20 protein-coding genes, 3 pseudogenes and 1 riboswitch are annotated in these 21109 nt (G+C 54.3%); of the genes and pseudogenes, 10 read left to right on the top strand and 13 right to left on the bottom strand.

Annotated features, from left to right (window positions below):
• Positions 1–186 precede the first annotated feature (186 nt).
• The 9 genes and pseudogenes from M3P21_RS20890 to cobF all read left to right on the top strand — a co-directional run.
• Positions 187–792, top strand: a pseudogene (locus tag M3P21_RS20890) (IS6 family transposase); the annotation flags it as partial.
• A gap of 494 nt (positions 793–1286) precedes the next feature.
• Complete coding sequence (locus M3P21_RS20885) at positions 1287–1664, top strand: hypothetical protein (RefSeq protein ID WP_249713281.1); 378 nt, start codon at positions 1287–1289, stop codon at positions 1662–1664.
• Between the two features lie 34 nt (positions 1665–1698).
• Positions 1699–2205, top strand: coding sequence for a bifunctional adenosylcobinamide kinase/adenosylcobinamide-phosphate guanylyltransferase (cobU, locus tag M3P21_RS20880; RefSeq protein WP_249713279.1), 507 nt, complete (start codon positions 1699–1701; stop codon positions 2203–2205).
• A 2-nt stretch (positions 2206–2207) separates the two neighbouring features.
• Complete coding sequence (gene cobT / locus M3P21_RS20875) at positions 2208–3224, top strand: nicotinate-nucleotide--dimethylbenzimidazole phosphoribosyltransferase (RefSeq protein WP_249713277.1); 1017 nt, start codon at positions 2208–2210, stop codon at positions 3222–3224.
• Entirely contained in the window at positions 3221–4081 is an 861-nt protein-coding gene (locus M3P21_RS20870) for an adenosylcobinamide-GDP ribazoletransferase (RefSeq protein WP_249713275.1), read from the top strand. Before cobT ends, M3P21_RS20870 begins: the two co-directional genes overlap by 4 nt.
• A gap of 113 nt (positions 4082–4194) precedes the next feature.
• On the top strand, positions 4195–4878 hold the full coding sequence (locus tag M3P21_RS20865) for a hypothetical protein (RefSeq protein ID WP_249713274.1): 684 nt from the start codon (positions 4195–4197) through the stop codon (positions 4876–4878).
• Between the two features lie 44 nt (positions 4879–4922).
• Positions 4923–5357: pseudogene (locus M3P21_RS20860) on the top strand (cobyrinate a,c-diamide synthase); the annotation flags it as partial.
• Positions 5354–6088 (top strand): uroporphyrinogen-III C-methyltransferase, encoded by a 735-nt coding sequence (cobA, locus tag M3P21_RS20855; protein WP_249713272.1) that lies wholly within the window; start codon positions 5354–5356, stop codon positions 6086–6088. The pseudogene M3P21_RS20860 and the gene cobA, both read left to right, overlap by 4 nt.
• A complete protein-coding gene (gene cobF / locus M3P21_RS20850) occupies positions 6081–6818 on the top strand; it encodes a precorrin-6A synthase (deacetylating) (RefSeq protein WP_249713270.1) in 738 nt (245 codons plus the stop codon). The genes cobA and cobF overlap by 8 nt, the downstream gene beginning before the upstream one ends.
• Positions 6819–7100: 282 nt before the next feature.
• Here the strand turns inward: cobF and M3P21_RS20845 are convergent, their stop codons facing one another.
• The 8 genes from M3P21_RS20845 to M3P21_RS20810 all read right to left on the bottom strand — a co-directional run bounded on the left by M3P21_RS20845 (position 7101) and on the right by M3P21_RS20810 (position 15424).
• Positions 7101–7769, bottom strand: a complete 669-nt coding sequence (locus M3P21_RS20845; protein ID WP_249713267.1) for a hypothetical protein — start codon at positions 7767–7769, stop codon at positions 7101–7103.
• Between the two features lie 22 nt (positions 7770–7791).
• Positions 7792–8652, bottom strand: a complete 861-nt coding sequence (locus tag M3P21_RS20840) for a methylenetetrahydrofolate reductase (RefSeq protein WP_249713265.1) — start codon at positions 8650–8652, stop codon at positions 7792–7794.
• Positions 8653–8664: 12 nt separating this feature from the next.
• A complete protein-coding gene (locus tag M3P21_RS20835) occupies positions 8665–9849 on the bottom strand; it encodes an amidohydrolase family protein (RefSeq protein ID WP_249713264.1) in 1185 nt (394 codons plus the stop codon).
• A 2-nt stretch (positions 9850–9851) separates the two neighbouring features.
• A complete protein-coding gene (locus tag M3P21_RS20830; RefSeq protein ID WP_249713262.1) occupies positions 9852–10946 on the bottom strand; it encodes a ferredoxin--NADP reductase in 1095 nt (364 codons plus the stop codon).
• A gap of 101 nt (positions 10947–11047) precedes the next feature.
• Positions 11048–11251, bottom strand: a complete 204-nt coding sequence (locus tag M3P21_RS20825; RefSeq protein WP_249713260.1) for a hypothetical protein — start codon at positions 11249–11251, stop codon at positions 11048–11050.
• A 171-nt stretch (positions 11252–11422) separates the two neighbouring features.
• A complete protein-coding gene (locus tag M3P21_RS20820) occupies positions 11423–13267 on the bottom strand; it encodes an MtaA/CmuA family methyltransferase (RefSeq protein WP_249713258.1) in 1845 nt (614 codons plus the stop codon).
• 22 nt (positions 13268–13289) lie between these two features.
• Positions 13290–14279 (bottom strand): uroporphyrinogen decarboxylase family protein, encoded by a 990-nt coding sequence (locus M3P21_RS20815; RefSeq protein ID WP_249713256.1) that lies wholly within the window; start codon positions 14277–14279, stop codon positions 13290–13292.
• 236 nt (positions 14280–14515) lie between these two features.
• Complete coding sequence (locus M3P21_RS20810) at positions 14516–15424, bottom strand: tetrahydromethanopterin S-methyltransferase subunit H family protein (RefSeq protein WP_249713254.1); 909 nt, start codon at positions 15422–15424, stop codon at positions 14516–14518.
• Between the two features lie 253 nt (positions 15425–15677).
• On the opposite strand from M3P21_RS20810, the gene M3P21_RS20805 reads away from it, so the two are divergent.
• Positions 15678–16283: a TetR/AcrR family transcriptional regulator gene (locus M3P21_RS20805; RefSeq protein WP_249713252.1), complete on the top strand. Its 606-nt coding sequence runs from the start codon at positions 15678–15680 to the stop codon at positions 16281–16283.
• Between the two features lie 208 nt (positions 16284–16491).
• Here M3P21_RS20805 and M3P21_RS20800 read toward each other — a convergent pair whose 3' ends face one another.
• The 5 genes and pseudogenes from M3P21_RS20800 to M3P21_RS20780 all read right to left on the bottom strand — a co-directional run bounded on the left by M3P21_RS20800 (position 16492) and on the right by M3P21_RS20780 (position 21071).
• Positions 16492–17562 carry a FecCD family ABC transporter permease gene (locus M3P21_RS20800; protein WP_249713251.1) on the bottom strand — a complete coding sequence of 357 codons (1071 nt, stop codon included), beginning with the start codon at positions 17560–17562 and terminating at the stop codon, positions 16492–16494.
• Positions 17513–18463: an ABC transporter substrate-binding protein gene (locus M3P21_RS20795; RefSeq protein ID WP_249713249.1), complete on the bottom strand. Its 951-nt coding sequence runs from the start codon at positions 18461–18463 to the stop codon at positions 17513–17515. The genes M3P21_RS20800 and M3P21_RS20795 overlap by 50 nt, the downstream gene beginning before the upstream one ends.
• Positions 18463–19263, bottom strand: a complete 801-nt coding sequence (locus M3P21_RS20790) for an ABC transporter ATP-binding protein (protein WP_373320101.1) — start codon at positions 19261–19263, stop codon at positions 18463–18465. The genes M3P21_RS20795 and M3P21_RS20790 overlap by 1 nt, the downstream gene beginning before the upstream one ends.
• A gap of 208 nt (positions 19264–19471) precedes the next feature.
• A riboswitch (cobalamin riboswitch) is annotated at positions 19472–19691 on the bottom strand.
• An 82-nt stretch (positions 19692–19773) separates the two neighbouring features.
• Positions 19774–19944, bottom strand: a pseudogene (locus M3P21_RS20785) (IS3 family transposase); the annotation flags it as partial.
• A 173-nt stretch (positions 19945–20117) separates the two neighbouring features.
• Positions 20118–21071 (bottom strand): LuxR family transcriptional regulator, encoded by a 954-nt coding sequence (locus M3P21_RS20780; RefSeq protein ID WP_249713246.1) that lies wholly within the window; start codon positions 21069–21071, stop codon positions 20118–20120.
• Between the last annotated feature and the right edge of the window lie 38 nt (positions 21072–21109).

The raw sequence follows: 21109 nt of genomic DNA, 5'->3' as shown, positions 1-21109 counted from the left end.
GCGTTTAATCGAAGAAAATTTATGAACGAAGAGTGACGATCAAAAGCGCATAATTATGAGCGCTGAACAGACGGAAGGGCTCTATGTAATCGAATTTTTCAGGATCTGTTGCAAACTTTTTGTCATTGACGCTCAAGAACGCAGAGAGTGAATAGCGGCCGGTGTAATTCAGCCGAAAGCCAGCTCATGATCTCCTTTAAAGGCGCACAATATCCCAAGGATGTGATCCTCTTTGCTGTGTTCTTCTACCTTCGATACGGCGTGTCGTACCGTGACCTTGAAGAAATCATGTCCGAGCGCGGCGTTTCTGTAGACCACACGACGCTGAACCGTTGGGTGACAAAATACGCTAGTGCAATTGCCGATGTTGCGCGCAGGCGAAAGGGACCGTGCGACCGTTCTTGGAGAATGGACAAGACTTACATCAAGGTGAAAGGCAACTGGGTCTATCTCTATCGAGCCGTCGACAGGCACGGCAAGACGCTTAATTTCATGCTTTCCCCGCGACGAAACAAACTGGCTGCGACAAAGTTCTTCGCCAGGATGCTGGAGGTCAACGGGCTTCCGAGGAAGATTGTCATCGACAAAAGCGGAGCTAACACGGCTGGCATCAACGCCATAAACAAGATGCTGAAAGGCTTTGGATGCCCGATCCCAATCGAGATGGTCAGGCGGAAGTATCTGAATAACATCGTGGAACAGGACCATCGCTTCATCAAGAGACGAACTCGGCCGATGTTAGGGTTCAAGGCCTTTGCTTCAGCGGCGGCTACACTGGACGGGATCGAAGTTTCCACCAGTTTTTCAACCCAATTAGAGATGGCCCATATCAGTGGTTCGAATATGGGGCGGAAGCCACCTGTCTCTAAACCAATACAATACAGACAGACTTGTCTTATTTTTGAATAGTGAATAGAGTACTCAAAGATCAGCAAAAGTAGGTATGCCAAGAAAATCTCTCTCTGGTATGATGTCACGGGATCATGAGTTGTGAAGGAGGCTTCAGTACGATGTGCGAAATATCGCCACCACAGACAGACAGGTCTGCGTTCGCGATCTCAAGACTCCCGCCAACTCGTCAACAACTGAAGACGAATTTGCTGGCTCTCACGCCGATGAGCTACAAGCTCTCAAAGTGCACGGGTATCGCCGCGAGCCTACGTTTGCTACTTGAGGACTATCCCGCGCCAGCTCTTGCGACAGGGCTGCGTAGCCTACGCTTTGAGGGTGAAATATCCTTTAGAGACTCTGGTGTTGTTTCTTGCCAGTGCTTTGGAGGATAATTCTTGGAGTCAGTCAAAACCAGTCACGACAAAGCGAAGTTTTTGAACCGCAACGATATTCGTGAGCTAAAGAGAGCATCTAGGTTGGGCGATGGCGAAGCTGCGCTAAGGCTCCTCGAACATAGCGTGAAGTGCGGCCATACCCGTTTGGCGCTCATTCGCTTCTTTGTTGCTCTCGAACTCAATGTAGACGGAGCAATGCGCCACGCAAAATATTTCAAGGGTGTTTGCGAGAGCCTTACCACCCAACAGCTATCTGAGATCAGAAAGAACGCGGCTTCTCAGTTTGGATGCAAGAAATCAACTACGACGAAGGGGACATGTTCGACTGACGAAGTTTCAGGTAGTGAAATTGGTTCTGTGGTCGAAGTTGCGCCGTGATAGGGCTAAAGAACAGAAAGGTTGATGTGTACTCATGAGCCAGTCGTTTTTTATTACAGGCGGGGCGAGGTCCGGAAAGAGCGAACTCGCTGAACGACTGACGCTCGCATTCGCGCAACCAGCTTTCTACATTGCAACGGCTCAGGCACTAGACCCTGAAATGGAGGCTCGAATTGCGCGCCACAAGGCCAGGCGGGGAGATCTCTGGCAAACCGTTGCTGCACCTATCAAATTGGGTGAGGCTCTCGGCGAGACGGATGGTGACTCACCCAGACTCGTTGACTGTTTGGCGCTGTGGCTCAGCAACATGATTCTGGCAGATCAGGATTGGGAGACTGCTGTCGACCGCCTCGCCGAGACGATTCCCCGACAATCAAGCCCAGTGGTTTTTGTAACCAATGAAGTAGGGGCCGGAATAGTGCCTGAAAGTGCACTTGCGCGAACTTTCCGGGATGCTGCCGGGCTTATGAATCAACGAATAGCGACGGTCTGCGACAAGTTCTACCTATACGTCGCGGGATATCCAATCGAGGTAAAATAGCTATGCCGGAAACCACAATATTCTCTCACCTTTCGGATATTTCCGACTTGGCTCCGTCCTTGCCTGAGTTCGATCAACAGTTTGCCGATGCTGCGCGAGCGCGGCAGGCCCAATTGACCAAGCCGCCAGGATCATTGGGAAAGCTTGAGGAGCTGGCCGAATTCCTCGCCGGGTGGCGTGGCACCGCTCAACCTGAAATTCGGGAAGCACAAGCTCTTGTCTTTGCGGGAAATCATGGAGTGTGTGATCGAGGTGTGAACCCTTTTCCGCAGGAAGTGACGGTTCAAATGGTCGCCAATTTTGAGGCAGGCGGCGCTGCGATCAACCAACTCTGCCAACTGTCAGGAGCAAACTTGTCCGTTGTGCCGTTGGAACTCGATCGCCCGACCGGAGATTTCTCAACTGGCGCAGCCATGTCGGAAAAGGAATGCGTCGATGCAATCAACCTTGGTGCTGCGGCTGTCAGCACAAGCGCGGACATCTTGATTTTGGGCGAGATGGGCATCGGAAACTCGACCGTCGCCGCCGCGCTGGCCCATGGCATTCTTGGTGGCGATGCAAAGGATTGGGTGGGTCGCGGGACCGGGTCTGACTCGGACGGACAGTCGCTGAAAGCCCGGGTCGTGGCAGAAGGGGTTAAGCGCCACGCTTCGCTTTCTCCGATGGAGAAGCTCGCGGCGCTTGGTGGTCGAGAACAGGCCGCGATTTGTGGTGCCGTCATTGCGGCAAGGCGCGCGCGTATTCCGGTCGTGCTGGACGGCTATATCTGTACCGCGGCCTGTGCGCCGCTCCTGGGCGCGGACCCCCGGCTTCTCGAACACTGCCTGATCGGACATGCGAGCGCCGAGCCTGGGCATAAGGCGCTTTGCGCGGCATTCGATAAGGCCCCGATCCTGGACCTGGGCATGGCCCTCGGGGAAGGCTCCGGGGCGGCTCTTGCTCTGATGGTCCTCCGGGGCGCTTTGTCGTGTCACAACGGAATGGCCACTTTCGCGGAAGCGGGAGTTGCCGGCGGATGAACCTGCGGCGTCGAGCCGACGAAGCCCGGGTCGCCGTGATGCTACTGACGCGCTTGCCTGTTGGCCGAACCGGTGAGCCCAATCCTGCGCTGAACGACACGCGTTGGGCCTTTGTGCTTGCCGGGCTACCTGTGGGCTTGATCGGCTGGGCGGTGTTTGCCCTGGGCGGCTGGATCGGCCTGCCACCGCTCACGGCGTCCTTCGCCGCGATCGCTGCCATGGTCCTGGTCACTGGCGGATTGCACCATGACGGGCTTGCGGATTTCGCTGATGGGATCTGGGGAGGGAGCACCGATCAGCGCCGCCTGGAGATTATGCGCGACAGCCGGATCGGGAGCTATGGCGTTCTGGGCCTGATCCTTGCTCTCGGCTTGCAGGCCAGTGCCCTTACGGGACTCGGCCCAGATAAAATGCTGACGAGCTTTCTGTTCATAGCAGTTGCCAGCCGACTGTCGATGCTCTCGGTTCTGCTGGTCCTGCCAGCCGCGAGACCCGACGGTCTGGGCCAATCGGCGGCCGGACGGGGCTGGCAACAGATCGTGCCGGGGTTGCTGCTCGCTCTCGTCTTGTGCCTTTTTAACCCCGCGCTGCTCGCAACGCTCCCGCCGATGGCGGCCCTCACTGCTGGAGTTGCGCATGTATCGCAAAAAAAACCTTGGCGGACAGACCGGCGACGTCCTCGGAGCGACGCAGGTGGTTGTCGAGGTGGTCGGCTGGATGACCCTGGCGGCTCTCTTATGACCTCGAACTCAAAACGCTTTGAATCGACGGTATATACCCGGTCACACTCGTTGACGAGTTTGTGCTACTACCGGAAGGGTGTTGCCATCCTCTCCGTCGATCTGGCCGCTGATTGAACCGAACCATGGCATGCGTTTCCGGACATTTCGGCGAATGGATGCAGGGTAGGCTCGGTTCTGAAGGGCCAGTGGTCTTACTGACTGTCTCCTGTTCGGTGCTAGCAGTGACCGTGGACCGGCTCGGTGATGGCGCATTGGTGCTTGATCAGGACCCGGAGGTGCTGACTTCGGATCGCGCCGCGCGCTTTCTGGAACGGATCGGGGCTGTGCCGGGGCGATTTCGGCTGCGTGCTGAGATGCCACCCGGTGGCGGTGCGGGCGCGTCCACGGCTGCGCTTCTCGCTCTCGCCGAAGCCGCGGGAATCGACAGGAGCGGGCTTGCACCTGCCTGCCTCGATATCGAACGGGCCAGCGATCCGCTGATGTTTCCTCAGCCGGACCGGCTTTTGTGGGCCTCTCGCCGCGGAGAGGCTGTGGCGGAAGTGGCGCCTCTTCCGGGATGTGAGGTTGTCGGCGGCTTCTGGGGCGCGCCGGTGCGAACGGTCGCAAACGACCTCGACTTCCCCGATATCGCGGACCTTGCGGAAGAGCTTGCGGACGGCGTCGGGCTCGACGCCCTGGCGCGGATCGCGGCGACTTCGGCCAATCGCTGCACCGCATTGCGTGGACCGGCGACAGACCCGACGCCAGCGCTTGCGGGTGACCTTGGCGCCTTGGGCCATTTGCGGGCGCATACAGGGTCCGCGCGGGGGCTGATCTTCAAGCCGGGTCATGTTCCTGCCGATGCCGAGCGGGCGCTCGCCGAAGCCGGAATGACACGGATATTGCGGTTCAGTACAGGGGGCACGGCATGAGTTTCACAGCCTCAATGTTGGTGGCCACGCTCCAGGGCTTGGTTTTTGGCTGCCCTGAGCTTCACGCCGAGAAGATCGCGGCGGCTGAGACATTTCGCGCGGGCCTGCGGGCTTTCGCCGAAACCCGCCCCGTTCATGGCGAATGCGGCGGATATATGGCTCTCGGGGCGGCCCTGGTGGACAAAGGCGGCACACGGCACCAAATGGCAGATCTGTTGGGCCTCGTCACCAGCTATGAAAAGCGAAAGCTGCATCTTGGCTACAGGCGTGCGGTATTGGATGCGCCGTTGCCTGGACATTCTCCAGGCGTGGCGTTGCGCAGGCATGAATTCCACTACTCGACAATCCTGAAGCAACCCGACCCTCCACTTGCCCGGGTCTTTGACGCCGACGGTGCTCCACTTTCAGAGACAGGCTCCTATCGCGGACATGTCAGCGGCACCTTCTTTCACCTGATTGCCAGGGAGGCGACAGCATGACCGGCTTTGTCAGCTTCGTCGGCTCAGGGCCCGGCGATCCGGAGCTCCTTACGCTCAAGGCTGTCGATAGACTGCGCCGCGCCGATGCGGTGCTCTTTGACGATCTCTCCTCGGGGCCAATTCTGGACTATGCTCGCGAGGAGGCCGATCTTGTCGGGGTCGGCAAGCGTGCCGGACGCATGTCACCGAGGCAGCATCACGTTAGTCGACTTCTCGTGGATTATGCGGCAGCTGGTCAGCGCGTGGTGCGTCTCAAATCGGGCGATAGCGGGTTGTTCGGTCGGCTCGAAGAGGAAATTATCGCGCTTCGCGAGGCGGGAGTTGCCTACGAAATAATTCCGGGCATTCCTTCAGCGGTAGCTGCGGCCGCGGCCGCGGGCATTTCGCTTACACGCCGAATGACGGCGAGGCGGGTCCAATTCGTCACCGGCCATGACGTCAGTGGCGGCTTGCCAGACGATCTAGACATCGCCGCTCTGTCCGATCCGCGGGCATGCACCGTGGTTTTTATGGGGAAGCGGACGTTTCCGAAACTGGCTGCTTTGCTCATCGACAACGGTCTTCCGCCCGATACGCCCGCTGTGCTCGCCGAATCCGTCTCAACCCCTGAACAAACCCTATTTCGCAACACTGTTACGGGACTCTCCGAGAGGCTTTCAGCGGAGATCGGGGACAAGCCCGCACTGATACTTTATGGCCCTCTGGCAAACGAGGAGTCGAGCAATGACTGAACTCTGGTTGGTCGGGATCGGAACAGGCAACCCTGGACATGTCACACGGGAAGGCCGCGCCGCGCTGCGCGAGGCGGTAGCCGTTCTGGTGCCCCGGAAGGGTGCGGGCAAGGAGGATTTGGCGCATTTGCGACATGCCATTCTGGAAGAGGCAAGCGCAACGGCGAAAGTGATCGAGTTCGAAATGCCCGTCCGTGACGATAGCCTGCCCTATCAGGAACGTGTGTCGCGCTGGCATGACGAGATTGCGCGGCGTTGGAAGTCAGCGCTTGCCGAGGTGCCCGTGGGGCCGGTTGCCCTACTTGTCTGGGGCGATCCGGGCCTCTACGACAGCACTTTGCGCATTGCTGACTGGCTCGAGCCTCGGCCCGACCTGCGCGTGGTTCCGGGGATCACGGCCCTTCAGGCGCTCACAGCGGCCCACGCGATCCCGTTCAACACAGTGAATGGCTCCGTTGTTGTGACCACTGGTCGGAGGTTGCGCGACTTTGGATGGCCGCGAGAAGCGCAAACGGTCGTTGTGATGCTTGATGGCGATTGTAGTTTCCAGCATCTCGATCCATCTGGTATCAGGGTGTGGTGGGGCGCGTTCCTAGGTATGCCGGAACAGATCCTGGAAACGGGACCCCTAGCCGAGGCGGCGAACAGGATCGTGAATTTGCGTGTAGAGGCGCGGAAGCAACATGGGTGGATCATGGACACCTACCTGCTGCGCCGGGTATCAGAGTGAGTCAAGGCAACGGAATTCGACCGCAACTGTGCCGGACTCGCAGGCGACATTCTTCATGGACCCAGTTGTGGGTTGCCCTCACGGAAGCCGATCTCGACCAGCAGGGGCGCATTCTGTCACAGGGCTATTTGAGCGAATGCGTGAGTCAGATTGTGATGAACTCGTGGCTGAGTATCGCACCTATTTCGCTACGCCCGAGCGACGAAGGTCATCCGCCGATTCCGTCGATGGGGTATGCAAGTGCCGTTTTTGAGTGAATAACTGCAAACCTAGCTATCTGTACTAGACGGGGTTAGGACGCACACCGCACCCCTGTGGCCTGCTCAAATCAGTGGAACGTAAGTGCTCTACAATCTGGTCCTGAACACTTGGTCCCGCCGAGAAACGAACAGATCCTGGCCATATCCAACCCTCAGAAATCAACTCCGCAACACTCTCATAGAGGTTGCAGCAATCCTCGAAACTTGAACAGCCTCGGAATTTCAATCCAATTTTCAGGCCATCGTTGGAGATCTTCTTCAGTATGTCAGGAATAATCGGGTTCTCTTGATCAATTACAGCAAATCTGACGCCAACCTTCGACCAAGTAGTTATTTCTTTTAGAATGTCATCGTTTCCATCGACCCTGAATTTTACGTTGCGGCGTTGAGCGAGCGCGACAATCGCCTTTGCGTCGAGATCTGAAGATCCATCGATTTCTATCTCACCGATCCCATTTGAAACAGCACCTTCTATTTGCGACCAGTCCGCTCCGTGTAAAGACGTCGCGACAAGTGTTCTCGTGCGGTACAGCGCATCGGCAGCCTCTGTGATGAGATTTAGAGGAACTGAAACGCTTGCAACGGGACCTGCTGCTGATTGGATTCGATCGACAAGGTCATGAAGATCACGGCTATCCGCCATAACAGTGTCGGACTCGAGGTCCAACATAGCATGCAAGCGTTTTGCCATATCTTCCCGAGCCGACAAACTCTCAATCTCCCCTTTGGTTGGAAGCCCAATCCAAGGTCTTTTTCCAACCTCCAAATGGAAAGAAGTGTAGATTCAACTGGCTTTCACCGTGGTATTTTTTTTCGATCTGTTCGATCACGTCACCAGGGTCGCGGTCGCTCATGACCTTCATCAGGCCACCCGAATTCTTTTTCAAAACAGCGATAGATGGACCAACGCCACACATGAAAGCAAACTTGATCAACTTCGGGAGGGACGTGACGCCGGCAAGACCTAGGCGAATTGGCACATCGGGATTTTCGGCCGAAAGCCGGTTCGCCCAATTCGCCATTGCCTGACCGTCAAATGCAAACTGCGAAATGATCTCGGGCTTCAACTCTGTCGCACGACACCGTTCGATTTTTTGCTTCCTTGAATCGTCCAATGCTTCGGCATTGATGTCGGGGTGGCCCTCGGGGTACCCACCAATGAAAGCGTATGAGAAACTCGAGTTTCGCAAGACACTATGGTTCAGAAGGTCCAGAGCCTCATGAAATGGACCTTTGTGTTTCAGGGGGTTTCCGCCCAGGAAAAGACCATGTGTGATGCCGTTTTTGCTGTGGGCCTCGACGAGTTTCACATATCCATCATCTGTTTCGAAATTGCGGGCGCCCATATGCACGACCGGAACGTATCCCATTGTCTTGAGACGCTTCGCGGTCGCGACTTGGATCCGGGTATCTTTGCCCGTAATATGAGTGAGAAAAACTTTGGAGCCCAACGGAAAGCTCTCGGGGTCCGGTTCGAACTTCTCCACCATCTCCGGCGATAATTCGATGGATATGTCCCCGCAGATCAACCCCAACGCGTTAGGGGTGCTTTCAATCGCTGTTACGTTGGTCATTAGTGTCTTGCCTCAGTATCTGGCCAAATTTCCGGACAGCGTCGTGGCAACACACGCGGATCCATGTTCGTCGATGAGGGCTTCGAGCGATTTCGCATTGAACAACGCAAAATCCGCAGGGCGACCTGCAGCGATAATGCCCGCTTCATCACTTAAACCCAGTGCGCGCGCAGCGTTCACCGTTGCCGCGGCGATCGTTTCTTCCAGGGTGAGATCAAGCTGTTTGCGGGACTTTCTCATCGCGTCGAGAATGCTCGCCGAGCCCGAGCCATCCGGCCCCAGGTTGGGAGAAATGGCAATTCGGCCACCTGCTTCACGGATCGCGCTAATGTCCGGCGCGGTCTGACCTTCATCCATGTCCATTGTATCGGGAACAACAACTGTCACAGTGCCGACATTACAAAGAATCTCGAGGTCCAGATCTTCCGTTTTGTTCAAAAATATTGCGCATCGGGAGTAAAAGGATGCCGGCAACGTTGCCCCTGCACTGTCTTCGAACCGGTCGCAGGCAACCCGGGAAGGTGTCTTCTTCTTGTAGTAGAGTTCGAGAATGGTGGAGCAGACATCAAGGTCCAGCGCAGCTTCGTCATCGCAAAAGACTTCTACAGCATCGGTGAGGTCATCTTCGTATGTTGCAGGAACGATCACACGTTCGATGTGCTCTAGGAATTCGTCCGGGTCCCCATCTCCAGTAAAAGAATGGCCAAGGGCAAGTGTGATGCGTGTGCGCATAGCCGAAGTTTTTGCGAACGTTGCAAGAGTACAGACAAGGCGCAGTTCGGTGTCGGCGTCGCCTCCATATCCCGATTTCAGCTCACAAGATGTCACGCCCGACCTGGCTAGGCTGCCAATCCTGTCCGCGAGCAACGCAATGAGATGCGACTCATCCGCCGCGCTTGTCGCTTCTGTGACCTGACGAGTCAGATGACGATAGCCCTCTGAAGATATTGGGCGTTCTGAGGGTACGTCGCCAGCCCATAAGCAGGGATTGTGGCATACGACTAGACCCGGAAGACATAACGCACCTTCCATATCGATCGCGCCGGAGTTGTCCCCTTCGAACTCGTCTTCTGGACCGACGAAGGCGACGACGCCATCTTCGGACACGATCAAGGCGTTCTCGATAACTTCCGTGTCGGGATTTTCACCTGCCATGGTGATGACGCTTAGATTGCTAAGGACAAGTCGCTTGCTCATATCTATATCTCGTCAAAATCTATGCGGATGGATTTGGACTTCGGCTGCGACAGGCAGGCCAACGTAAGCCCTTCGTCGAGATCTTCCTGCCGAAGCGTCTGCAGCACGCCGGGTCGAACTGCAATATTCCCCTCTGTCAACTTTGATATGCAGGAGGAACAAGTTCCTTCCTGGCAGGAAAAAGGAACATCCGCATCTACACGAAGCAAAGCTGCCAGAATGTCTTCACCCTCGGCCCAATCGGCCTCATATTCTTCCCCGCCGACAACCGCGACAATTTTTGTCGTGGCGCCCAATTCTCCGGGTGAATCGGCACCAAGAACCTCAAGTCCAGGCTCGTCGCCATCGTCTTCGAGGATCATGTCGAAGCTCTCACGATGGATGGACTTCAGCGGCACGCCGAATTGTTGCAATGCGCTTTCAGCCGCGTCCATGAATCCTTCGGGTCCGCACATATAGAAGATCATCGGTAGATCGTCCGAACGGTCATCCCATTCCGGGAAATGCTTCGTCACGAATTCCCGGTCGATGCGCCCGCGTTCCCCATCCCAATTGCCGTTTGCCCGGCTCATGATGTGTTGGACTACGCAACGGTCGGCGAATTTTTCTGCGACGTTCTCAACCTCATCGGCCAGAATGACCGTATCCGGTGTTCTGTTGCCGTAAACGAGCGTCACCTTGTGGCCAGCATCATTTTCCAGAAGCCAGCGACCAATGGATAGGATCGGTGCGATACCGGAACCCGCCGCCAGCATGACTACATGTGTGGGCTCGTTTATGTCTTTGAAAAATCGCCCCCGAGGAATCTGAACCTCGATCAGATCCCCTTCTGAAGCGCGATCTACGAGCCAAGGCGAAACGACTCCACCCTCGATTTTCTTGACCGTTATCCTCAAACGCTGGTGCGTTCCTGGCGTCGAAGACAGCGAGTATTGCCTTGCAATCGCTTCCCCTTCATTCTCAGTCTCGACGGTAAGAAACTGCCCAGGGCGATAGCTGAACGCTCCCTTCAAGTCCTGTGGGACATCGAAATATAGGCTCGCCGCATCTTCTGCTTCGATACTCTTTTCAACTACTCTGAGTGGATAGGTAGCCATACGCCCTCCTTGTTGAGCAATGCTTTTTGGCGGGCCGATGGTCCCGCTCAAACTTGTGACAACAATCGGTTTGTAGAAGCCTTTCGGCATCGCCACAGTTCTCAAAATTCGTCGGTGAAGCCGTGGACTGCTCTGATTTCTTGTTTGAACGGATTTTCTTTCTTGAGCTTCACGCCACAGCGACAGGCGTAGTTGTGTCCACACGCCTTCGCAAAATAGGCCCGTTCTTCTTGCTGCTTTTCGTTTTTTTTCGCGCGGATAGCGGGCCCTATCACGTTCAGAGTCATGACGGGCGCCTGCGTCATGTCTCCTCCGCAGCTATAGCACATGAGTTCGAGTTCTTCGGCTTGGGCATGAGTTGTCATGACCTCGCGTGTGCTTCCGCAGTCCTTACAATTGAAATTGTAAACAGGCATACGTGTCTCCTCCCGAATGGTTGCCGTGCCCCGGATAGAGGGGGCACGACCTTTTCTAATTCAGGCTGCGGCGCGCGATTCAACGTGATTTCTAACCAGTTCGACCGCTTTGTTGGCGTCGATTCCGTACTCGATACCCATTTGACGACCAAGGCCCACATTGGCAGCTGCACCACCGAACATTAGGAGGTACTTGTCGCCCTTGCCCTGTTCTTCAAGCAGTTGCTTGGTTTTCTCGACATAAACCGAGGACGAGTTGGTCATCACCGACATGCCGATCGCAACGGCATCATTTTCTTCGGCGCATTTGATGAACTGCTCGGGTTTGACGTTCTTGCCGAGATCAATGACATTGAAACCATTGGCCTTCAGCATCAGGCAGACCAGGTTTTTACCGATATCCTGGGTGTTGCCTCGAACCAAGCCTACAACAACGGTGCCAGTCGGGCCACCGTCGCCGCCTGATGCCTCGAGAATTGGCGACAAGATCGGCATAGCTTTGTCCATCGTCTTTGCGGCTTTCAGCATGTCGGTCACAAAGCGTTCGTTCCGTTCATACATGTCGCCAACGATCTTCATGCCGAGCGACAGACCATCGAACACGATCTCTTGCGCCGTCATGCCACGATCGAGGCCCTTCTTGGTCCACTCGATCGCCTTGTCACCATCGTATTCCATAATGGCTTCGACCAGGTAGTGATTGACTTCCTCAGTCGGGCTGAGGTCATCGACATGCGTCTTGATTTCGGCAATCGCCTGGTCGTCCGCCGCTGAGGAGGAACGCTTGCCTGGGTGCTTCGGATGGCCGGCAAGGTAGACGTTCGAAAGGTCACCCAATGCTGCAACATCCATCGGATACTTGATCTCTGCGCATTGCTGGATCATCGCGTGCATGTTCTCTTCAGGGATGTTCCAGTCGATGTCACAACCGGGCATGACAATAGCGCCACCGTTATAGCCGACCTCCGCAGCAATCTTTTTCACCTCGTTGCGCACATCATCAGTTGAGCCGTGCATCAAGGTAGAGTAGGGCGACAGCGTGCCCATCAGGGAGATCTGACCGCCGATGGCTTGCTTGGTTTTGTCCATTCCCGGATACATATCACCGTTGAAGTTCAGGCAGCCGTTGCTGGCGATATCGCGCCAGATGGGTTGTGTGAATGTGCAGGTATGCGTGAAGCCAATGCCACCAATCTCGTTGATGTACTCAAAGAGTCGCTTCTGGTAAGGAAGCCCATGCTTGCGATAGACCTCCGGCGGCAGAATGTCCGATGAATTGAACGGGTCGAGAATGTTACACACATCCACGCCAGCTTCGAACATCATGCGGCAGACGTTCTTGACCACGTCCAGCGCTAATTCAGTGACCTCGTGAGCGTACTCAGGATCGTCCGAAAGAAGCTGAAGGAATTCGGACGAGCCAGTCATCAGCTGCGCTGTTGTAATAGGGCCCCCGACAGGAGTCGGGATGGCATGGGTGTCTTTGAGTCCCATTTTCACATAGGTTCGGATTTCATCCTGAATCGCTAGCACACGTTTTGAGGGTTGGAACCCTTCCTTCTCATACTTTTCTTTGAAGCGATAAAACGCGTCCTTCGATGGGGTCGGATGTGTCACCAGTGATGGTTGGGCGTAGGGAAGGTAGTCGAGTTCACAACCCGGCACGCATTCGACCGGAGTAAAGAGGTCCGTGCCTGCGATAATTACGTCGCCACCGAACTTATCGAGCGACTTCTTCTTCGCGTGGGCTTGTGCTTCACCATCAAGCAGCACCTCATCGACGCGCACACCGCCTTCGCGGATACCACGGGTCATCAGAAGCGGTACCACAGGTAGTTGATCGGGCGTTTCACTCATTGTTACTGCGGCGAAAATTCTTTCGCGGCTGGTCATTTGCTTGCTCATTGAAGACCTCCCTATATGAGCTTCAGTTTAAAGTTTTTCCATCTGGTAGCGACGAAGCTGGGAACAACCCGGTGCGTCCGGAGGCCATGAGATCTCCGAAACTAATTGCGTCGCCTGAAATAGAAGGTAAATCCAAATTGAACGCAGCCTTCGTTGCTTGCTCAATTATGGACTTAACCGGGCCGAGATCGCGAATCTGCCGCAGATCATCGTTCGAAAAAGCGCGAATAAAGGCCACGCCACGCATGGCATCTGCTGCATCCTCGGGCGTAGAAATATTATCGACCGGGCCGCCGATGCACGGCATCGAGGTGGCAATGTCTGTCGTTAGAAGCGCCAAAGATGCCTTGTTGTTTGACATGACCGCACCGCCAATCGCTGCAGCATTCACAGGCGTGTGCAAGATCGTTTCTCGGGACAACTTCTTGCGGACGTCGGGAAGTAAGACGTTCTTCGCATAGAAATCTAAATTTAGCATATCGACACCCAATTCCTGGATGTCATCGACAATTGATGAAACGGCTCCGCACGAATGAAAGCAGATCAATGATCCGCACTTTTTGCGAAGCCGCCCAAAAAATGTCTGAAGGCGCGGAAAAATGAACGTCCTGAAATCCAAATCGGACAGGTACATACCAGACTCGAAACCCAAGTCGTCTCCATACACGATTATATCAGGCTGCTTGGGAAGCGCATCCAATGCCGTGAAATAAGCTTCCGTTATGGTTTCGAGAGCCCAGTCGAGTAAGGCATTCGCAACTCGGTAATTTTCGGTAAGATCCAGCATGAACTGCCAACCATTTCGCAGCATGAAGCATGTATCCAACAAGCCATAACAGGGTGGATCAAGAATTGTCGTCGCTGTGGACTTCGGATCCGGAAATTGAATCTGACTTGGCAGATCCGGTCGGGGGTGGCGGCTCAGTTTTTCCCAGCCCGCGTGTTCAAGCGGATGGTCATATGGCGCAAAGTTTCCATCGGTCTCCATCCACAACACACCGTAGGAGTCCATGAATTCCTCTGGCCGCTGGATGTCTCTAGGCCAAACCAGACCAACTCTTTGGAGGTCTGAGCCCGCTTCAGCTGCTTCACTCGAGGAGATAGGAAGAGTTTCATAGATTGGGTGCGCTACAACTGAAGAATTGTGAGCCGGCAGAGCAGTTCTTCTGAATGCGGTGAGCGAAGTAGTCCCGATGTCAATCGGCACTCGCTCCCGCATTATCTGGGAGAGACTATGAGTCGAAAAACTCATGCTGTCTCCGCCAGTTTGAACATTTTCAGAAGAGCATGGCCTTCCGGGAGATTATACTCATCCAGCTCTTTTGCAGCGAAGCCGAGGAAGACTTCGGCAGAGCCCAGAGCGTGTGCCATCATCCTGGACTTTTCAATAATCCCATAATGCAGGAAATCGCCACCAGCCATCCGACAGCAGATCATTGACGCCGCTAGCGACAAATTCACATGCTCGCGACCGAGCGAAGAGAGGCCGGTCCACTGCGAGAAACAGTTGGAAAAGGCGCAACCCGCTGGATAACCGAATTCCTCGCGCACCGCCGTGATGCCGCGCATTGCGATCCCAACAGATGGGGCATCCATAACGCCCAGGTCCACGATCGGGGACTCGCAGCCAATCTCTTTGAGAATTGGATGAAAGTAATTCTTGATCAAATCTACCGAACCTTGCGGATTCGGTTCAGTAACGTCATTGGCAAGGATCATAATGCTTGCGGGCTTGTGATTGCCCAAAGCTTCGATCTCCTCGTCTTCCGTATCTTCATTCAGTGACGCAAAAATGCTTTGCCCTAGAATTCCTTTCTTTGCAGCGAATTCGAGGCCCGCAACGCGCACTTCGGCCTCCGTCGCATTCAGCAGCAAAGGCAAATCCGTCCGATCTGATGTGAAATCGATGAACTTGCAAAAAGCATCCGGGTCCGCACCGATGACATCAAATGCCATCTGGATGCCGTACCGCACAGCCAAACCGTTGACGCGGTCGATCAGAGCAGCCGCCTTCTCTTCGTTAAAAACTCCTGCAAAGGCGTCTTCCACAATCGAATGATTATCATAAAAGATGCTTCCAACAGCCAGACCCGTGTGAGAACCCAGAGGACCTCCAACTGTATACTTCCCGATTTGCACAGGTTTCACTTCAACCACGCGCCATTTCCTCCCTTGGTATTTTAAGCAAGCGCAGGCCCCTCCGAATCCGCGTCGCCATTATTTCAATGTAGACTAACCTGTCTGTTATATTTTGCAATCAATCTTTTTAATACATATAATCAACTAGATAAGATTGAAATCAAAGAAACGCGTACGGAACGGTCGGTTCGCAATTTCGATCCAAGGTAGTCACTTGGCCCTTGAGGCTAAGGCAAATTGTGCTTATATTGCGGCTGAATAGGAGGAACTAATGCTCACGGCGGTGGATACCAAAAGCTCTAAGGTTAGAGACCGGATAATGCACACAGCATACCGGCTCTTTTCGAGCCGTGGTGTCAGCCAGGTGGGCATAGATACGATTCTTGCTGAGTCTGGTGCGGCTAAGGCGAGTCTCTACAAACATTTCAAATCGAAAGAAGACTTGGTTCTCGCCTTCCTCGAAATGCGCGAAGATCTGTGGACACGCGGATGGCTGGAGGCAGGTGTTAGGGAGGCCACCGACGACCCTGACGGTCGGCTATTGGCGGTCTTTGATGTATTTGACACATGGTTCCGGCGACGGGATTTTGAGGGATGTGCGTTTGTCAATGTCCTCCTTGAGAGTGAGGTCAATTCTCCAGTTCATAGAGCCGCCGCACGACATTTAGCGACGATTCGCCATTTCTTGCGTGGCCTAGCCCAGGACGCAGGTTTGGAGCGTCCCAAAGAATTTGCCGAGGTTTGGCATTTTCTAATGAAAGGGTCGATCGTTTCAGCGTTCGAGGGAGAGCGACTTTCGGCCGTCAGAGCTCGTGGAGCGGGCGAGTCTATCCTTGAAAATTGGCCAAGAGTAGCCAAGCGCGCTGGCGCGGCTTGAAGCGCGAAGTCTTAGGCAATTATCCCAATCTGAAGATCAGCGACATTGGTCCCCGTGCTCCCCGGTTTCCACGAGTCGCGAAGTCTCACTGACAGCACAGTACAGTACAGTGCGCAGACTTTGCATTTGAAAGGAAGACCAAACCTGAACAGAGCTAGCTTATTCACGCAGGCCCTGATGGGAGCACGTCAACAGAATTGCATCGTAGCTAAGGCACACGTCTTCGTCGATCAGACCCAATCAGCAAAACAAAAACAAATCCCGCTCCAATTGACGTGGTAACGATCCCAACCGGAATTTCTTGCGGAGCCAGTACGAGACGAGCAACAATGTCTGAGCTTGTTAGTAAGCACGCTCCAACAATTGCGGCGGTAGGGAGAAGTCTTGTATGTAAGGTGCCAACAAGGCCACGAGCCAAGTGAGGAACCATAAGGCCGACGAAACCGATCACGCCGGCGACAGACACGAATGTAGCGGTAGACAACGCAGCGATGAGAAACATCAGCATTCTGAGACGCGTTACTGGCACCCCAAGACTGGTTGCCGCGGCATCGCCTGCCAAAAGAGCGTCCAACCAGCGACGGCGATAGAACGCAAACGAGGCTATCAGGAAAAGTCCCGCAAATACTATGGGCAAGGAAGCCCAGCGCGAAAGGCCCAAGCCGCCAAGCATCCAAAAAACGACCGAATGAGCTGCCCGATTGTCGCCAGCAAAGATCAGATAATTTGTGAGCGCGCCAAACAGGAAAGATACGGCAAGGCCAGCGAGGATGAGTTTTTCAGGCGCGCTACTCCCAAGGCTATGCACCAAAGCCAAAACAATTGCCGAAGCGATGATGCCGCCAATAAATGCGGCGAGTGGTAGAGTCCATGTTCCTAACACATCTCCAGTGACCGTAATCACGAAAACGGTACCTGCCGCTGCTCCAGACGATAATCCAAACAGAAATGGATCTGCTAAGTCGTTTCGTGTTGTGGTTTGCAGGACGACACCAACGACACCAAGACCCGCCCCGATGATCGCTGCAAATAGGGCGCGTGGGAATCGCAACTCAAAAATGATACGATGGGCGGGCGCGAGCTCCGCCTTGCTCCAACCAAATCCTCTTGCCAGTGCGGTGGCAACTTCGTTCAGAGGGATGTTGGTTGTACCATAGAGTACTGACAGTAAGATGAGGGCGATCAATATGATCGCCCCAAAAGACAACTTCACACCAAACCCGAGCAACTCAGAATAGATCCGGATGCAAGGCCTTTGCGATTTTCTCAATCGCTTCAATATTGGCAGGCCCAGGCGTCAGTTCTTCGTATCTTAAGCCGATCCAGCGTTTGTTTAATACCGCATCGGTGCCTGACATCACAGGATGCTCTTGCAGAAATTTGAAAGTATCCTCAGCACCATTGCCCGTTTGATAGTCGAGCAGGATTAGAAACTCCGGATTCGCGGCCGCTATGGTTTCCCAAGCCGATCTGCCCCAACTCGTGTCCATCTCGTGAGTGACGTTTGTTCCGCCCGCCGCCGCGATCATCGCGTCAGGAATGGCAAATTTCCCAGCTGTGAAGGGTGAATCGGCCGGACCATCTAGTAAGAAGACACGCGGTGCCAAGGCGTCGTTTGTCCTAGCTTCGACGGCCGCCAACCGCTCCTTCCAGTTCGTGACCAATCCCTTAGCGCGGTCTTCTACGCCCATAATCTGGCCAAGACGCTCCACGTCACCGAAAAGCAAGTCCATGCTCGCTTGAGGACGGTCCTTGTTAATATGGATACAGCTTTCCGTTAGAATGAGGGTTCTAATGCCGAAGGGTTCCAATGTGTCCGGCGTTACTTCACCACCAGGTCTCATGCCGTAGTACCAGCCCGCAAAAAACAAATCTGGTGAGGCGGCCACTAAATTTTCAACTGTAGGATATTTGGAGGCCAATTCGGGAATATCCCCCCGCTGTTCATCGAACGTGGGGCTAGTCTTATACCATCCGGTAATGCCAGTTAGGCCCACGATCTTGTCTTGCAATCCGAGAGCGAAGGCCATTTCAGTCATGTTCATATCGTGAACTATGAGCCGCTCAGGGCTTTCTTCGAAGGTGAGTTCGCTCCCACAATTGTCAACTGTAATTTCCGCCGTTACCGGATCTGCAGTCAGCAAAATAGATATCGTTGCAACGCTCTTTAGGTGCTTCATCACTTATCTTGATTCCTTCCTAAAGGTACTGGGGTTTTTCGAATGTCGAGAACCGGAACACATCTCGAGCCGTGGGGGAGCAACAGGTAGTCCACACCGAAAGTCGAGCGCACCGCCTGGGACGTCAGAACATCATCGGTCAAGCCAAATTGGCTTACTCTCCCATTCTTCATAAGCGCTACATGACTGGCAAACTCAGGAATAAGCACAAGATCATGCAGGATCATTATGATCGTGACGCCGAGTGTGGAAATCAGCGAAAGTATTCGACCTTTCGCCTCCGGATCCAGGTGATTTGTCGGCTCATCAAGCAGCAAAAGGCGCGGACGTTGCGCAAGTGCTCGAGCGATATGAGCGCGCTGACGTTCACCACCCGATAAGCACGCAATTGGAAAATCTGCTTTATCTTCCAGCTGAGCCAACTTCAGAACTTGATCGAGTGCGTTCTTATGATCATCACGTGAGTATTCATGCCAGATTGGCATCTGGCCGAGTTCTACATAGTCGCGGACCTGCAAGCGCCCGTCAGGAACCTCGTTCTGACTAACAAATGCAATTTGGCGCGCTCGCTCATCAAGCTTGATCTCCGAAAGTTGCTGACCATCTAAAGTGATTGAACCGGAAGTCGGAGCCACCGTACCTGCCAAAAGGCGCATTAGAGTCGACTTTCCCGCGCCGTTGGGCCCGGCTATTGCAAGAATCGCACCCCGATCCAATGCAAAGTCTGCGCCCACTAGTAATTCTACTCCACCGGGTGTGCGATAGCTGAGATCATGTATACAAACAAATGCGTGGCTCACTTTGCACCAATTTTCGGAAAGAGCCAGTGACGGGCAGAGCCTTTTGTGCCCGAGCAACCACGCGGTCTAATCATGCTGTGAAGGATGTTTATGTTGAATTCATGCGCCATCGTTGCCCCGCTGCGATACGGGCGCAGACTAGAAAGCTAATGAATGAAAAGCACGGTTTCTATGCCAACAAACTGCTTTCCAGAGCACCCCGCTCTAGTTTGAAACATATTTGATGGCAGGTCTCCTGACTTACGGGTCTCGGCTTCCCCGCGCCTTCCCAAGCCTCGTCAATCGAGAACTCAGTGGCATTCTTCGGGGTCACTCACCGCTCACAGTTGCGGGGGCAGTCACGGATTTGGCCTCTTCTAGCCTCGCCTCACCGTGTTCCCATTTAGTCTCATCGACAAGTCGTTGAGAACCATCTCTACGAGAAAACGACAACACGAAGGCTATGTCAAGCTCAAGCCAGATGAAGAAATTTGACTTGCATGTTCATGAAAGACCTGAGGTGCCCCTAGTTTATTTGACACCCGCCTTTTTGAGTTTGAGCTGTCTTTCTTCGAAGTCAACGGGCGACAGCATGCCGTTGTTTGTGTGCTTGTGTTTTGGGTTGTAGAATATCTCGATGTAGCCGAACACGTCCTGTCTGGCGTCGTCGCGGGTGGGATAGGTCTGGCGCCTGATCCGTTCTACCAGAGATGTACTCCAACTGACAGGTAGGGGCGAAGTTTGCGACAAAACCCAGCGAACGATCAGTCTCTTGCAGAGTGCCGCAAAAATCGCCAACGGCGCATAGGCGAAACTATGTGAAACATGCACCTGCGGGCTTTTTTCAAAGACTAAGCAGTGCGTTTTAGCCGATTTCAGAGATACCTGATCCACAATCTTTGATCACGGTTACACCCAAGTTCCTCGACCACCTCGTTTGCACTCAAGTTAAACTCTATCGCGAGGTCCGTGATCTGGACCGATTGAAAGCTATCAACGTTCCGAACCAGTCTGCCGTCTTCAAAGTTGATCAACTCGTGCGATCTACCACCCCAACGGACGATCCCACCGCAAAGCCGCTGACTTTCCATATTGACCAGTTCGGCTACCGGGTCGGCAAAGAAATCACTCCACTTAAGAAAACCGGTACTGACTGCCCGCGCAACCGCCTGTTCGATCGTCCGGCTTTTAAGCTTGGTGGTGATCGAAGCAGTCAGCGCATCAACGGTTCGCGAAGCGTGCCCCAATTGCCTGGCAATGACAGACGGTATCAAACCCGACGCGAGCATTTTCAACACATCCAACTCTTCACCAGAGAGGGAATCCGAGGGAAAGTTGAATACGGTTTCAATGACATCGAGGGCAAGCAGATGCAGGACCTGCGCTTCATGGCGAAGAGCAGGGAGTATTCTCACGACCAAGGCGTCCCATTCAGGACGCGGCGCATTGGACGTGACGGTAAACACGCCGCGCTCGCCAAAAGGGTTGATCACTGGAATTGAAAGACCGTTCTGTCCCACGCCGAACTTTCTGGCGGCGTCGAATAGCGGCGCGTGTTCACGCTGTTCATCAAATACTGCCCAGTCGATTGGTGCGATCATGTTGGCTCCAAACCGAATGAGAGGATCGGCTATGACCAGGTCGTTGTCGACGTAATGCCTGACCCATTCAGCGGGGAATGTGGTGCAGCCGTGGACCACGTTGTGATGCTTGTCGATATGGGCGTAGGATGCGTTTTCAAATCCAAACCTTTGGCAAATTTCCTGTAGGCGTGCCTCCCCCGATTGCCTGAAATCCAGTTCGGAATTGCCAATATCAGCGATTTTCATAGATCGTCTTTCTGTTCCGCGTTGCCGTCGAGGCCGCT

It is taken from the genome of Ruegeria spongiae (assembly GCF_023502395.1).
Classification (GTDB): domain Bacteria; phylum Pseudomonadota; class Alphaproteobacteria; order Rhodobacterales; family Rhodobacteraceae; genus Ruegeria_C; species Ruegeria_C spongiae.
Note: the sequence above shows the minus strand (reverse complement) of the source record. Positions and strands in the feature narration are given on the sequence as shown.